Raw genomic sequence first — 16,125 nt, forward strand, 5'->3', positions numbered from 1 at the left:
ACTGCGAAGGCTACATGATATCAGCCAGACTTGGAAACTATCTCATCAAATTAGTCCCCCCATAGAACCCCCTTGAGCCATCTGGCACACTTTTCTCTTTTTGTCAAATTTTATGTTAAGAAAGATGTGACTAATGGATAGTTATCAAGGGTAGGGTTAATTCATGAATTAACCCTACTATGAGAGTTTATTGATGAATTAACCCTACTATGACTAGACCAGGGGAGCAGAGAAGGGAGGGAGACCCTCCCTTTTATCGTGCCAGGGTAGAACCTTGTAACGAGAAGAAAGGGCTTCCCCCTAGGAGAAGACCCTTCCCAATTCAAGTCAGATGAATGAGTTTAAGGTAAGACTAAGCAATAATGCTGAAGTTGGTACTTGTTAGCGCACTGGTTCCAATATTTGCAATAGCAATTGCTCCAGTGCCAAAGTTACCATCAGCATCGTAGTAGAGAGTATTTGCTAATAAACCACCACCGGCAGCGTTCGCAATACCAAAACGAATGTTAGAACGATCAACAGCAGCTAGGGCATCTCCAGTATCAATTACAAGGGTAGTGGCTAAGTTAGCCGGACCAGTTGCAGTACTAATCACCATCGTAGCACCGACAGCCGGTGCCCCGGCAAAAGCGGCATTACTGAGAGCCAGTTTGTCATCAGCCACTGTAAAGCCAGTAATTGTCGCTAAGTTGCCAGCTGTAGATTGATTGAGAACGAACTGATCCTTACCGAGTCCCCCTGTTAGGTTGTTTGACCCAGCATCACCTTGCAGAAGATCGTCTCCGTCTCCCCCAACCAAAATATCGTCGCCGGCTCCACCAATTAGTGTATTGTTACCAGCACCCCCTGTTAAGTTATCAGCACCTGCACCACCGGTAAAGTTGTCGTTACCAGCCCCGCCCGTTAAAACGTCATTACCAGCACCACCGGTAATTTTTAATGAGCCACCGGTTGCTCCTGCCGCGACATCAAAGGTCAGCAAATTCGCTGCGGCTAACGCAGAGGCATCTACTTCTAAGATACCTACACTGGAGATCAGAGAAGCCTTCGCTGTGATGGCTGAGTTAGCCCCTGCCGCAATCACAATTTTGTCAATGTCGGTAACCTTATCAAAGGCGTTGGCGGCAGTACCTTTGACTGTTACTGTGTCAACCCCACCATTTCCAGTTAAAGTTGTCGCATTGGTGAGAGTACCTGCCCCGAAAGTCGTAAAGTTAAAGGTATCGTCACTTTGACCACCGACAATCGCAATGTTTGGATTGTTCGCTGCATTATTGTTGGTTGTGAGGGATAGCTTACCTTTGAAGTCCGTACCATCAAGAAGGGCGCTGTTGCTTAAAGCAAGGATACCGTTGATGGTCAGGTTCTTTGAACCAGTAATGACGACATTAGATGTGATTGGCGCGACGTTATCGTCATCGTAAGTTAGCTCACTAATCGTACTGTCGGCATTGACATTTAGCGTCAGCTTGCCAGTGATTAAGTTGGCGGGTAGAACGGCGGGTGGAACTGGGTTTGCATCTACAATCTTAGTCCCAGAGGCAGTACCCGCCAAGTTAACGGTCAAATCTTTTCCGGCTGCCGAAGTCTTAACGGTTAATGTGCTTGCATACCCAGCCGCCAGAGTCAAGGGGAATTTTTCGGCGGTGTTAACCTGCAAGTCACCGGACTTGATAACGAAATTCTTGACTCCAGAGATGTTGACAATATCAGCTACAGCAGCGTTCGACCCAGTGAACTCAATAGTCTCAATGTTAGCAATGTTTGGGGTAACTACACCCAAGATTTGTGCTGTCAGAACATCAGAGTCAGCTGTACTAGGGTCTTGAACAAAACTACCATTCAAGAAAGTTAAAGCCTGAACCGTGTTATTGGAGGCAGTCAAGTTACCTGCCGGGGAAACTTTGTTGTTCGCCGAAGCGGTGAGAACTGCCCCATTTTCTAACAGGGTAAAGGTCGTTCCCGTACCGCCGCCACCAGCGACAAATTGAGCAATTTGTTCGTTAGCCGTCGTTACGCTAGCGGCACTGGCAGTGACCGTATTCACAATGGCCCAGCCACCACTATACTGGGCTGAGGTAAAGGTGGACGAGCCAGCAGCCGCCATGGCAACCGCAAAGTTTTCTGCTACCTGAGCGCGGTTCGTCAAAGCCTGTTGGCGTGCGGCGGGGGAATACTGATTTAAAACGACCGGAAAATCCAAAATTGCCTGGGACGAGGACACAAGAAAGGTATTAGCCCAGTAGGTTAATTCTGCCGCCGGAATGTCAGCCTCAGCAATCCCGTAGAGATTTTGGAAAGCTTGGATGACATAAGCACGACGAGCGGCCTCATTCTGAGACAGCACCGTAGGGGATGCTAACATCGGATAGGCTGTCTTGGCTGCATCAGAGGTAGAAAATGCCTGCACCGCTTGCTCCCAAGAAACTGCCTGACCTGCGGGACTCGCCCAATAGGTAAGGTCAGAAGCTGACGGGGGCAGCTTGGTGTACATCAAGGACAGAGCAATAATTGAAGATTGGGGAATAGCCATAATTTTGTTACCTAAAACTCCTCACACTAGGAAACGAGGTCAAAAATCAAAGAAGCTAAAAACATCTCTGAAGTATCACAACTAATCATAGGAGAGGCATGATCATTTTGTCAAGCAGAGCTATAGCAATGGGAGCTAAAGTTAAATCCACTTTTTTTCGTGTTACCGAAGATACCAGTGCTAGAAATGCTTGCTAACTCACAGAAAAACTACTACTAACATAGCGCACGGAATTCCAGATTTGAGAGATAGGCGGTCAAATTTAACATTATGTGACGATTTGCTTTAACCCTATTCGATTTGTTTGCACGAAAGAGACTAATAACTAGGGTTTGCTGAAAAAGTTTTTTCTGGGGGCAGGGTGTGGGGTGTGGGGTGTGGGGTGTGGGGTTTTATCAGTTTTGAGGTGGCCAATTACCTAATTGTCAGGGAAAAAGTGCCTAAATTTCCCCCCGATCACTCCAATATCCAGTACTTTTTGATTGACAAAAAGACTAAAAGTCTTACCCAACAAGGTTTTTAGCTTTATTCAGCAAACCCTAACTAATAGTGCCAGGCGGGACAGATATCTGAGGCCCCATTGAGAAAGAGACAGTCCACTGTCGCCAGCCCCCCTCCCTCGTCTCGGTACTCATCCCCTAGGTCCCAAAGATGAAAACCTAAGCCTAGTAGCCAACTGGCCAATTCTGTTAACAGAGGTGTCTGGGGACCATAGCCTCGGTATAACCAACACTCTAACAATAAGACTGAAACCTGGGGGAGGATCTGGACTGCTCCCTTGAGAATAGACCACTCGTATCCCTGGGTATCTATCTTGATGATTTGGGGAATTGGTAACTCTCCCCGCTTCACTAAGCCATCTAAGGTGAGGACTGGAACCGTCACGGGCGATAGTGCTAAACCTGACCCCTCCATCGGGAGAGCGGTGCTGGCCACCAGATTAGGAAAAACATTAAGGGTGACAGTTCCCTCCCGTTCTCCTAATGCCACCCCATAGAGGTGAAAATTGTCATGAAGCTTTAAACTTTCGGTCATAAACTGTTGATAAGCCGGTGCGTGATTCACTAACGGCTCAAATAGATAAAACTGAGACTGGGGAAACACCTCAACAATATCCCTAGACCAGGAACCATCCGAAGCCCCTACATCATAAATAACCTGGGGGGATAACCCTTTAGCTTGCAAACGTTGGAAAATTTCTAAATCTAACTGAGCAAACTTTTCCCTCGTTTTATAGGTATCGGCAACGGACTTGTAGGCAGAATTCGTCATGGGTGGCTCTGATAGTATCAGTTAGGGGTTAGTTCTAAACGAGTGTTGACAAGAACACAGTCTAGGGTGGTAAGGGTAGCGTCGGGGTCACTTAAATCTAAAGCACTACTGGCCACCAGATTGGGGAAGATATTCATGGTGACTTGGCCACTTTTTTCGCCGAAAGCAGGGTATAAACGAAGATTTTTGGGGATAATCGCTCGATAGGCGGTATCATGGTCGATTAAGGGTTCAAATAGATGAAATTCCGCCGTGGGAAGCACTTCACGTCTGTCCTTTGACTAAGAGCCATTAGAAGCACCAATATCAAAGATAACTTGCGGTTGGTAGCCCAAGTTTTTCAGTCTTTGAAACTACGTCCAGAGCTAATTGGGCCAATCTGGCTTTGGTTTTATAGGTTTCCCCCACGGATTTATAATTGGTAGCTTCCATAATTATCCTTGAGTATAGTTAAGCATAGTGCCAGTCGGGAGTTATTCCAGATTTTGTGTTAACAAAAACACAGTCTAGAGTGGCTAAAACACCCTGTTCGTTACGGTAGGGTTCGACCACATCCCAAAGTCGAAAATTAAAGGGTAGTAGCCAATCAGCAATTTCCGTTAACAGAGGTGTATTTGGTCCGTAGCCCCGATACAGCCAACATTCTAAGATTAAAATATCAACATTGGCGAGGGTTTTTTGCGCTCCCTTCAGGATCGATAGCTCACTGCCTTGGGTGTCAATTTTGATTACCTGGGGTATGGGCAAATTTAAGGAAGTTATCGCTTCATCTAGGGTAAACATTGGCACGGGAACTGGTATAGTTTTGATTCCCGTGCTGGTCATATCTAAGGCAGTGCTACTGACGACGCTATCGGCAAAGACATTGATAGTTGTATCACCACTTTTTTCACCAAGGGCAATTTTATGCAAATGAAAAGAAGGATACATTACCAAGGTTTTTTCGATAAATTCTCGATATTCAGAGCAGTAATCAATCAGAGGTTCAAATAAGTAAAATTCAGCCAGTGGAAGGACTTTTTTAATATAACAAGACCACCCACTATTAGAAGCACCAATATCAAAGATAACTTGGGGATGATAACCGAGATTGGACAATCGTTGAAAAAGCTGACGAATCTCTTTGAGGACTCGCTCGTCACTCAACTTTTCTAATACTTCTTGATAATTTTGGTTAATTTGGCTTGGGTTATCATTCATACCAGCTAATGGAGAAATTTTATGAGTTTTTTTGGGTCTTCGGTTTGTCTTATGCAACGTACAGGATTATAAGGAGTGAAACTCTTATAGAGAAAGACTTTTGGCGATTTTTGTCAATTGTTTTTGATCTAGAGCGAACTAATCAATTAAATCTCTTGCCAGATAAAAACTTAGTCGATTTATGCCCCCCTATCGAACCATATCAAGTAACGAAGAACCGTTTTTTTCAGTTCTATTTAATGGCTATATAAGTATGAGATACAGATAGAACTTCATCTCTACTATAGCCTTTACTGTTTAATTCTGTCAGAATAGCATCGGTGAGATATTGTTCTCCATCTTGCCAAATATCATTGCGAATAATATAGGAAACATCAAGGGAAAGAGCCGCTTCGATATACCGATTTGAAGGCAGAAAATTAAAGTAGTCAGAGAACATAAAATCTGCTATATTCTTAGCGTAAATGTCCTGATTTTCTGATTCTAAAGAAGTTGATAACAATCCTTCTTGCTCTAGTATAGCTACCAGAGGTTTTAAATCTTCTAATTGTTTATGTTTTTGGAGATAGAGAAATATGTCATCTTTTGATAGTCTTAAATGAATCCAAGGATAATCGGCAAATAAACCGTATTGATGATGACCTTCGTAGGAATTCCACAGAGGCGCAGCCACACAGTAAATTAATCCTCCCGGTTTTGTCACTCGCCATATTTCCGAAAAAGCCGCTTCAATATTGGGAATATGTTCCATAGTAGCGGCGGAAAAAGCTAGATCGTAGTAGTTATCGGGTCTTGTCGTCGATTCGGCTGATTCTTGAAAGTAGGAAACTTTTTCATGAGTTAAGCCTTGGCCGATATCTTCGCGAACATCAAGACCGTGAACGACGGCCGCTTCTATAAAAAAGCGGCAATCCCTGCCATCGTTACAACCCACCACTAAAACTTTTTTGTCCGTTAGCCTGTGACTGGGTATATATCTTAGGCAATCCTTAGCAAAATAGTTGAGATAATCCATAAACTTTTTCAATATGGGGAGTTTTTTTGCCATAGCCCCGATAGAGCCAGCATTCGAGAAAGAGAACATCGACTTTAGGTAGGGTTTTGACGGCTCCTTTAAGTATAGACAACTCCGAGCCTTGGGTATCAATTTTGATCACTTGGGGATGGGGTAAACCAAGTCGGACAATTGCCTCATCAATTGTTAACATTTGCACCGAGATGGGGGTGGTGGGCTGACTATCATCACCAGTCTGCAAGAGGCTACTGCTCACCACGTCCGTGGAAACATTCATCGTCACCTCGCCGCAGGTTTCACCTAGGGCGTATTTATACCGATGAAAGGAGGGATAGACTCGCAGGATTTCTGAGATTAATTCTCGATAGTCGTTGCTGTAGTCGATGAGAGGTTCAAAGAGATAAAATTCAGCTTCCTGCAGCACTTGTTTGATATAATAGGACCAGCCACTATTAGAAGCACCCACATCAAAGATCACCCTCGGGCTGTAACCTAGGTTTTGTAGTCGTTTAAATACCTGTCGATCCAATTGGAGGACTTGAGGATCTAAGTCATCAAGCATTTTTTGGTAATTTTCTTTAAGTCTATTATTGTTGTGAGTCATAATCGGGTGCATCTCAATTTTGTAGAAATATCTAGGGTTTGCTGAAAAAGTTTGTTGGTGGGGTTAGGAGTCTCCGAGTCGGTCGTCAGTAGCCGGTCGTCGGGAGTTTCAGGCTTTGTTGCCCTCTCTTTTTTTGTACTAGCTTATGTACTACAATGAGGATAATGCAAGGTTTTTGATGGTTCCAATCCGATTTTCGCAGCATGAACATCGGATTTTAACAGGTCAAAAGCCTTATTTTAAAAGGGTTTTACCATTATTCAGCAAACCCTATCTATAGGACATTTTGGGCGGGCGCAGTTCGATCAACTCACGGACTGCGGTGCGCCCCTGCCATGGGCGCCATAATATTATTGTAGGGACGAATTGCCTTCGCCCTCTTTAAATAACTTCTACTGCCTACTATAAGTGAGAGAAAGTCATAAATACGAGATGCCCCCCTCATAATCCCCGCCCAATTCCGTTCCGTCGCTAACCAGTAATTTTTTTTGAGTAATTAATCTATAGAGTCTAACTCTAGATGAAGATTTTGCTGTCATCTTCATCTAGTCCCACAATTTTTTTGCCTTGATATTCACGCATACCAAAGCAGTTAAAATCCCCTGGCATAGAGGTTTTGTAGAGAGTGATTTTTCCTGAATAGTTTATCATCGATAAATCACTATGAAAATTCTCCAGTAAATAACGAAGATAGTTGTCGCAGTAGTAGGGGCGAGCTAAATAACCTTTATTAAAACCACACAGGAAAAGTTTAAGGGAAAAAGGAAATTGAGCGAGAAAGTTAAAAACTGCGGCTGTCACCTGGGGATAACTGGGGTTAAAAAAGTCATCAATACAAATTATTCCCTCCTCACTCAAAAGCTGATTAGCAATCTGTAAATCATTAAAACAAGCAGAACCGGAATGGGCACCATCTATGTGGAGCCATCTACAGCTTGAAAAAAACTGGTGAAGATTAGCTTCATTTTGCCAAAAATTTTGAGATTTACATCGATAAAAATTACTGTTAGAGTGTAAAGTCTTGAGAAGCTCTTGGGCTTCGTCAAACATAATCAAGTCAACTAATAGACAGGTTTCTTCTGGCTTGGCATGAAGACAAGATAAAATAGCTGATTTTCCTTTCCACACTCCTATTTCTAAAAAATTACCTTTGATATTATGGCTGGTTTGATAATTTAGTAAGCAATCCCAGGTTATGGCGGCTTGCTCTAGAAAAAATCCCTCAACTGAAACTGATTGACCGACATATTCTTGAAATTTACTTGCCATAGTTTTACTCTTTATTGCTGTTTGACACTCTAATTTGTTAGCAGATTTTACCTAAAATCCTAGCAATTACAATTAAGCAGAAAAGTAGGTAGCTGGCATAACGGAAGCAGACCAAAGTAGGGCTTGATGGAAGACCTGATAATCTTGGAAAAAGAAAACATTGCCCCAAGAATTGTCGAGGGAATAGGCAGAATTACAGTAATAACTAACGTCGGAACTGCCCCAAATACGATAGATAACTAGATGCCAATGATAATCTCTTTCTTTCATGGCCTTGACTAAATCTGGTAGTTGATTCATTGCTCCCGAACGACCAAAGGGGAAATTTTGATCCCAAAATTCCGCAACTACCACGGGATAACGATAGTTACCCATACCTTTGATTACTTCTAAATCAAAGCCTTCTGTGTCAATTTTAACTAAACCAATATCTTTAGGTAATTCCTCACCATCGTGGAGACTAGCTAGGGTTTTAACAGTAACGGGAATAGTATCGGTAAATACTAAACCTTCCGAGAGAGAATGCTTAGTTAAGCTGTTATAAAAGCTGGCATCTTGATAGGTGTTGTCTGGGGTTTCATCGGTGGCTATATGGAGTTCTTGGGTTTGATTTTCGGAACCGAGAGCAAAGGGAAAAAGCCGAAAGTTAGGATGATCACCGAGGCGATTTTTGAGCTTATCGATTACAGCAGGAAAAGGTTCAAAGGCATAAACTTGATAACCAACTTGTAGGAGACGACTAGAAACATCGCCCCGATTAGCACCAATATCTACTGCAAGACGATGGGGAAGATAGGAATATAAATAAGTCATTAATTCGATGTCTAGATCTTGAAAATATTGTTGATCGGTAATGACTTTATATTTTTGAGAGTGAATATCTTCAAAGATTTGGCGGTTCTCTTCGCTGATTTGATGGAGATTTTCTTGTATTTTATGTATGGTTCCAAAAATAGCATCGCTTTGCTGTTGGTAAGCTTCATAAATTCTCTGGAAAGAATCGAGAATTAAATCACTATGTTTTTGGGAGTCTTGTCGCACACCGCTGGCTATTTTTTGGAAAGTATCGAGAGTTAATTGGTGCTGTTTTTGAGATTCGCTGTGATTTGTCTGGAGTTTTTCCGTCAATACTTGCATATTTTTAATTATATCTACGGAAAACTTCAGCAAAAAAGCTTGATTTTCCAGTGATAAATCAGCCTTTCGCTTGGTTTCTGCATTTTCTTGTCGGATTTGCTCCGTGGAGTTATTGAGTTGCTCAACCTTAAAATCTAAGGGATCAAGCTGATTAAGTTTCTCCAGTTTTTGGACTTGTTCAAGTTGGACATGACTGAGTAAATCAAGTTTTTCTAAAAATAAATCTTTGATCGCTTTAACTCGCTGAACTATTTTATTTTTGGCTAATAATTGTTTAATCATGGGGTATATTTTAGGTATAGAAGATTAAGGTTTAGAGGGAAATTGATTAATTTCTCGGTTAGTTTCGGGAACTAATAGATCCTGACGTATAAAGACGATTTCCTTTTGCAAGAGGGTTCCATCTATTGGTGAGCGCCATTCTCCCGTTTCGTCATAATAGCGAAATCCCAACTGGTCTAACCAATGAATCATTTCACTAATAACTAGAGATTTCTCATCGTATCGGATCACGGATAGTTCGGCGATAATCAAATCCACCTGAGCGATAAATTCTTTGGACCCTTCTAAGACAAGATGTTCGGCGTATTGAACATCTATTTTGAGAATGCCACGCCCGGAAATCTGCCGCTCTACGGCGATCCGATCAATAGTAGTGACAACCACTTCCAACGGCTGATAGTCTCTCAAATCGGCGGGATTAAGCAGGGAACTACAGTAAAAATCGGCAGAAACTTGCAAATTTAAACGTCCTTCTTCATTGGAAACCGCCACTTCCAACAATTCTGCCATGGGAATATTGCCGATAAAATAATCTCTAGCGAACTGCTCATATTGGGAAGTCAAGGGATCGATGAGAAGATAACGAGCTTCTGGGAATAATTGACTAACGGTAAAAGACCAGATGCCGTGGGAAGCTCCCACATCAACCACAAAATCAGGCTGATATTTTTGCCCTCGTAAACGTCGCATCACTTGATAAACTGGCACATAGTCTTTATAAATCTTTTTGGGGACAGGTGGCTCAATAAAAGGCACGGCATCGATCGGCGATCGAGGTAAAATCGCTTCAAATCTGTCATCGGCCGCCTGTTCTTTTTCTAGGGACTGCCAAACCCAATCGTCAATATCTTGATCGGAGAATTTTGCCGCTACTTTAACGGCATTTTCTCGCATTCTTTGCTGATTTTCGGGGTTAAGAACGTAGTCCACGGATGCTGCCAAACTTTCGGGTGTATAATCACAAACCACCCCGATTTGAAAGCGATTAATAAAGTTAGCCGCCGAGGTTTTATTACTGCCTAAAAGAATTACTGGGGTGTTAGCGGTGGCGAGGTTAAAAATAATCCGGCCGGGTAAACTAAGGCGAGACAATTCTGTCCGATCATCTCTTTCGTCCATGGTTCCCGTGGGAACAATAACAAAGGGATACGCTTGTAGTTGTTGTCCTAGTTGTTCTTCGGGATAAAGTCCTTGGCTATAAAGTCCCCATTTTTCTAATTCTGCGGCAGATTCTTTGAGCCAATAATAGTTAGAATTGCCATACCAATCTAGTTTAATCCCTGACCCTTGAATACTCTCTAAAAGAGATTGGAACCATTGGCGACTCCAAATGCTCCCTAACAAAGCTCCCCATTTTTCTTGACAGCGTTGGGGAGAAACTTCGGCAACTTCAGTATTAATAAGACGGTGGGGAACGATCGCCGGTAGGAGCCAAAATTTGTAGCCGTACTTATTCTCGTAAGCGTTGCGGAGTTCGGGATGGGTGGCAAAACGAACGGAACATTTGCTTAAAAACTCCCCCATCAAAGCATCGGGAATCTCTTGAACGCAGATATTCTGATCGTCCATGATGTAGGTGGCAAGGGGAACGTTAAATAATTCCTTAATAGCGATCGCTGTCAGAATATCGCTGGCGTAATAAGGTACACAAAAAACTTTTTGGACTTGATGGTGTCCGAGAGTTTGTAGAATTGATTGAAATATCGCCGGTCGCGACATTTTCTTATGGTCAAGGTGGAAGCTTAAGACCCCGAATTGTTGTTCACCACCATAGTGATTATCGGAACGGATAGAAATAATCTCGCTATCATCGGGAAAGATTCTTCTGACTAAGGCTCCTGTCCCGTGACTTTGATTGACTTCACTAGCGGTAACGATCACACTGCACTTAAGGCTATTTTTCTCGAATTGTTCAAAGCGATTATCGATGGGTTTTCCCTGTTCTAACGATCTCCAGAGCCAATCATCAAAATGATCGGCTTTTAAGCTTTTGGCTAATTTTTGACTGGAATAACGGAGCCGCAGCTGATTGCTTTCTCTTCGCAGTTTCTCTATTTCTGTTAATAGGCTTTGAGCTTTATAATCACAGACAGTTCCTAATTCGAATTCTTTGACGAACTGAGCGGCGGCACTATCTTCACGACCAACAATAATGATCGGAGTATTAGCAACGGCGGTAATAAAGGGAATGCGGGAAGGCAAACTCAAACAGGCGAATTCGGGACGCTCTTGCTCGTTTTCAGAACTGGCGGTGGGAACGATTGCAAAAGGTGCTTGACGTAAGTAGTAGATGAGAGCATCTTGGCTGCAGTAACCTTTAAAGAAGATACCATCTTGTTCTAACTCTACTTCTTGGAATTGCAACCATTGACGGTTAGGATTGCCATACCAATCTAATTTGATCTGGGATTCTCGACATAATTGCCTGAGATTTTCTAGCCAAGTCTGAGACCAGATATTACCGATCAAAATCCCTCTTGCCATAGAATCGGGGACGGTAATTTCTGGTGGCATTAAATAACTTTCTACTAGGGGCGGTACAAACCAAATTTTTCTTTCGTATTTTTTACTATAGGCTTGACAAAGGGGCTTAGAAATGCCTAAAACTAGATCGCTATTATCGATTAATTGCTTAACAATACCATCGGACACAGCCCTGACATAGATGTTTTGATCATCCATCAGGTAGGTACAAATGGGGACTTGAAAGAGAGATTTAATCGCTGTGGCTACATAAAAATCTTCGATAAAGTAGGGAATTACTAAGACTCTTTTCGGTTTTAAATAAACAAATAAATTTTGGATTTTTACTAAAATTTCTCCGTAGGAACAACCGCGCACATCTAGGCAAAAATTCTGAACGCCAAAATCCTGCTCCCCACCGTAGAGATTAGTGGTTCGTAAGGAGACTATCCCACTGGTATCAGGGAAAATTCTCTTTAAAAGAACCCCGACACCGTGATTCTTATTGATTTCGTTTGAAGATACTATAATATCATAACTTTCCTGGAATTTTTCGGCAAAACTATTTAAGTCTTGTAACGACAAACTAAGTTCTTTTTGTAGTTCCTGATAAGAGGTGAGCATAATGATTAATTATAATAGACTTTAACTATAGACATTCCATTGACTCTGACAGGTTTTCTCAGAAAAACAAGGTATAAACTCGTTCTTGCTTATCCCTCTAGAAATTTTATATTTTTCGATATACCCTGTCAAATTTATTCTTATCCATCCCACAAAACGGAGATTGATCCTTGCAGGTCTTAATGTTTTAAGATTGTTCATTTCCTTTTTACTAACTTCGGCGACCGCTCTCACAATGACCTTTTTATATCGCTTTTTGTTTCCCCATCGGGAATTATCATCTTGCCTTGGCAGACTAGAACTGATGCACCACCCACAGAAACTTCCGTAATTTCACGGTTGTTTTTCTGAAACTTTAATTGTATGTTGCTGGGTCTGCCCATTTCCACTCCTTGGATTATCGTCCATTGATTCATCCCTTCCCTAGAAGATTCTAACCCCCCTAGGTAGCCCGCTAAAGCGGCCACAGCCGAACCGGTGGCGGGATCTTCCATAACTCCCAAACCGGGGGCAAACATTCGGCCATAAATACGAGATTGGGGTGATTCTGGGTCAAAACAGCAGACAAAAAGGGAATTAGCGGGGGATTGTCCCAATAATGATGACCAAAGACCTAAATTAACTCTGATTTTTGCTAAAATATCTCGATTTTTGACGGGGATGAATAAAAAAGCAAGGCCACAGGAAAAGGCGCGGGGGGGATAACCGGGTAAGAAATCGGCAACGCTGAGGGAAAGAATCGCCGCTAAATCATCGAGAGCATAAGTATCCGTCACTAATTCTGGCAATTGTGCCACTTTTAACTCACTATAGACCGGTTTTTCCCCCTCCATGCTAATTTTTACCGGTACTAAACCGACTCCTTCCTCCAGATAAATCGTGGTTTCTTGGTGGGGGGGAATAGCACCGATTAGGGCTAAAATATAGGCTGTGCCGACGGTAGGATGACCAGCAAAGGGTAATTCGGTACTGGGGGTGAAGATCCGGACTTTTTTAGTGCCTTGGGGCGTTTCTGGCGGAAAAACGAAGACTGTCTCCGAGAAGTTAAATTCGGCGGCGATTTTTTGCATCTGGGTGCGGGTTAATCCAGACGCTTCCGGAAAAACCGCCAGGGGATTACCGCCAAAAATGCGATCGCTAAAAACATCGGCGGTATAGTAGGAATAGGTAGGCACGCGGGGGATAGAGCAACAGTTATCGGAGAATTTTTTCATCTTACACCTATTTTCACCCCTGACCGTCCCGGTGGTCTGTCTAGGGATAAATGCTCCGTGTCAGTCCTGTTATTCTCTATTTATTAAGAAATAATTAAAATACAGAATTTTTCCTAAAGATAAGGTATGTCTTGATAGGGCATCGTCTCGGAGTCTCCTCATAGCTGCTACAGGCTCTACTACTTATTCGGTTCTAATCTGGCTAATAAACTGACTAACTTATCTCTAACGGAATTGTGAGTGTATTCGTCTTCAGGGTGAGGTTTCTGATTGGGTTTTTGAAAATAGGGACGTTCCCCGTATAATTGTCCCCATTTCACATCGACTCGGTGTACTAACTCATAGAGTAATTCTTGATTGTCTAAAATTTCTTCTAGAATTAACTGTAAAGCTTGAACGGGATTATCTAAATTTTGACTGACTTTTGTTAATTCTTCATCAACGATAAGCTGTAAAATTATCTGCAAAGCTCCCGAAGAATCACCTAAATTAGCGGCAATAAATTGTTTAATCTCTGTGGTAACTTGCACCAATTTGGGGACGGGAGATTCCCCTTTGAGGAAATCCGCCCCCTCTTGAGCGATAAAATCTGCTAGGGTAAACGAGCGCCTTTCGATGATATCTTGGGAAAAATCTGGTTCTTCAGGGGTCATAAACTAAAAAGATTAGCGATAATAGACTCTAAGACTTATTGTGACATTTTTAGGAATATCTATGGGCATCGATCGCAGAGAGTTTCAGCAGCGTCGTCAGCAGGTAATGGAAAAAATCGGCCATGGAACCGCAATTTTTCGCAGTGCGCCCATGGCGGTCATGCACAATGACGTAGAATACACCTATCGTCAGGATAGTGACTTTTTTTACCTGACAGGATTTAATGAACCCGATGCGGTGGCGATTTTAGCACCCCATCACCCCGAACATCAGTTTATCCTGTTCGTGCAGCCAAAAGACCCAGAAAAAGAAACTTGGACCGGCTATCTCCACGGTGTGGAAGGAGCAAAGGAGATTTTTGGTGCTGATGAGGCCTATTCTATCCAAGAATTGGAGGAAAAATTACCCCAATATCTCGAAAAAGCCGAACGAATTTATTATCATCTCGGACGGGACAAAACTTTTAATACAAACGTTCTTAATCACTGGCAAAAATTAATCGCCACTTTTCCCCGTCGCGGCACCGGACCGACTGCTTTAGAGGATACTAATTTTATTCTCCATCCTTTGCGCTTACTGAAAACTGCGGCCGAATTGGACAATATTCGCCAAGCAACCGCTATTTCGGCCCAGGCACATAATCGGGCCAGAGAATTCACTAAAGTTGGTCACTATGAGTATCAAATTCAAGCGGAAATTGAGCATACTTTTCGCCTAGAAGGGGGTATGGGTCCTGCTTATCCTTCTATTGTCGCTAGTGGTGCTAATGCCTGTATTCTGCACTATATCAACAATGATCGCCAAGTACAAGAAAATGAGCTTTTGTTAATTGATGCCGGTTGTGCCTACAATTACTATAACGGTGATATTACCCGCACTTTTCCCGTTAATGGTAAATTTACCCCCGAACAAAAAATTATCTATGAAATTGTTCTGGAAGCTCAATTAAAGGCGATTGAAGTGGTAAAAACTGGTAATCCTTATAATCTTTTTCATGACACAGCCGTCAGAACAATTGTGGAGGGATTAGTGGATTTAGGGCTATTGGTCGGCGACATTGATGAGATAATTAAAGAGGAAAAATATAAGCCTTTTTATATGCACAGAACTGGCCATTGGTTAGGATTAGATGTCCATGATGCAGGAGGTTATAAAGTTAACGAAGAAACTTGGCAAACTTTGCAGCCCGGTCATGTTTTAACCGTGGAACCGGGGATTTATATCTCCCCCGATATTAAACCTGCTGAAGGACAGCCGGAAGTGCCAGAAAAATGGCGGGGTATCGGTATCCGTATCGAAGATGATGTGTTAGTTACTGCCACAGGAAATGAGGTTTTAACTGCAACGGTTCCCAAAAAAGTTGAGGATATCGAATCTTAAGTAAAAAGCTAGGTGTTAAAAATTGTCAGATTCCCCCTAACCCTAGGGTTGATTCATAGTAGGGTTGATTCATGGTAGGGTTGATTCATGAATCAACCCTACCCCCCTTAAGGAGATTCAATTAAGTTTTTTCTAGAGATTATTATGGTTGTCACCAAAGAAAAATTATATACCTTTGCGGAATATTTAAATTATCGAGACTGCACGGATAATAAGTACGAATTATTTAACGGAGAATTAATTTCCATGCCTCCCGCTAGTGGCTTTCATGCTTTGATACTTAGATATATATTTAAGGTGTTAGAAAGGGAAATAGAGAGGCTACAATTAGACTGGCAAGTTATGCCCGCTACGGTGGGAATTCGCACCGATAAAGCTAAATCGAGAATTCCAGACTTAATGATTTTAACTGCCCAACAATGTCAAGAGATTAGAAATATGACCACAGCAGTGATTGAATTTCCTCCCCTGTTAGTTG

General features: G+C 42.4%; 13 protein-coding genes. 2 read left to right on the top strand and 11 right to left on the bottom strand.

Annotation, left to right across the window (positions count from 1 at the left end; all coding sequences use genetic code 11):
- Positions 1-352: 352 nt before the first annotated feature.
- The 11 genes from IM500_RS21655 to IM500_RS21705 all read right to left on the bottom strand — a co-directional run bounded on the left by IM500_RS21655 (position 353) and on the right by IM500_RS21705 (position 14,266).
- Positions 353-2,494: a calcium-binding protein gene (locus IM500_RS21655; protein WP_287739510.1), complete on the bottom strand. Its 2,142-nt coding sequence runs from the start codon at positions 2,492-2,494 to the stop codon at positions 353-355.
- Between the two features lie 582 nt (positions 2,495-3,076).
- Positions 3,077-3,805 carry an FkbM family methyltransferase gene (locus IM500_RS21660; protein ID WP_287739511.1) on the bottom strand — a complete coding sequence of 243 codons (729 nt, stop codon included), beginning with the start codon at positions 3,803-3,805 and terminating at the stop codon, positions 3,077-3,079.
- Positions 3,806-3,822: 17 nt separating this feature from the next.
- Complete coding sequence (locus IM500_RS21665; protein WP_287739512.1) at positions 3,823-4,068, bottom strand: hypothetical protein; 246 nt, start codon at positions 4,066-4,068, stop codon at positions 3,823-3,825.
- A gap of 187 nt (positions 4,069-4,255) precedes the next feature.
- The gene (locus tag IM500_RS21670) at positions 4,256-5,005 is read right to left on the bottom strand and encodes an FkbM family methyltransferase (protein WP_287739513.1); all 750 of its coding nucleotides are present in this window, start codon (positions 5,003-5,005) and stop codon (positions 4,256-4,258) included.
- Positions 5,006-5,237: 232 nt separating this feature from the next.
- On the bottom strand, positions 5,238-6,020 hold the full coding sequence (locus IM500_RS21675; RefSeq protein WP_287739514.1) for a class I SAM-dependent methyltransferase: 783 nt from the start codon (positions 6,018-6,020) through the stop codon (positions 5,238-5,240).
- Positions 5,995-6,624: an FkbM family methyltransferase gene (locus IM500_RS21680; protein ID WP_287739515.1), complete on the bottom strand. Its 630-nt coding sequence runs from the start codon at positions 6,622-6,624 to the stop codon at positions 5,995-5,997. The genes IM500_RS21675 and IM500_RS21680 overlap by 26 nt, the downstream gene beginning before the upstream one ends.
- 516 nt (positions 6,625-7,140) lie before the next feature.
- Positions 7,141-7,893, bottom strand: coding sequence for a class I SAM-dependent methyltransferase (locus IM500_RS21685; protein ID WP_287739516.1), 753 nt, complete (start codon positions 7,891-7,893; stop codon positions 7,141-7,143).
- A 72-nt stretch (positions 7,894-7,965) separates the two neighbouring features.
- Positions 7,966-9,312: an FkbM family methyltransferase gene (locus tag IM500_RS21690; protein WP_287739517.1), complete on the bottom strand. Its 1,347-nt coding sequence runs from the start codon at positions 9,310-9,312 to the stop codon at positions 7,966-7,968.
- Between the two features lie 24 nt (positions 9,313-9,336).
- A complete protein-coding gene (locus IM500_RS21695) occupies positions 9,337-12,399 on the bottom strand; it encodes an FkbM family methyltransferase (RefSeq protein WP_287739518.1) in 3,063 nt (1,020 codons plus the stop codon).
- 230 nt (positions 12,400-12,629) lie between these two features.
- A complete protein-coding gene (locus tag IM500_RS21700) occupies positions 12,630-13,574 on the bottom strand; it encodes a PhzF family phenazine biosynthesis protein (protein WP_287739520.1) in 945 nt (314 codons plus the stop codon).
- Positions 13,575-13,792: 218 nt separating this feature from the next.
- Positions 13,793-14,266 (bottom strand): hypothetical protein, encoded by a 474-nt coding sequence (locus tag IM500_RS21705; RefSeq protein ID WP_190723219.1) that lies wholly within the window; start codon positions 14,264-14,266, stop codon positions 13,793-13,795.
- 61 nt (positions 14,267-14,327) lie between these two features.
- On the opposite strand from IM500_RS21705, the gene IM500_RS21710 reads away from it, so the two are divergent.
- Both IM500_RS21710 and IM500_RS21715 read left to right on the top strand, forming a co-directional pair.
- The gene (locus IM500_RS21710; RefSeq protein WP_190723220.1) at positions 14,328-15,647 is read left to right on the top strand and encodes an aminopeptidase P N-terminal domain-containing protein; all 1,320 of its coding nucleotides are present in this window, start codon (positions 14,328-14,330) and stop codon (positions 15,645-15,647) included.
- A gap of 144 nt (positions 15,648-15,791) precedes the next feature.
- The coding region (locus IM500_RS21715; protein WP_287739519.1) for a Uma2 family endonuclease at positions 15,792-16,125 on the top strand (334 nt) is incomplete at its 3' end.

The sequence above is a fragment of the Microcystis sp. M179S2 genome (genome assembly GCF_020245805.1).
GTDB classification, from domain to species: domain Bacteria; phylum Cyanobacteriota; class Cyanobacteriia; order Cyanobacteriales; family Microcystaceae; genus Microcystis; species Microcystis aeruginosa.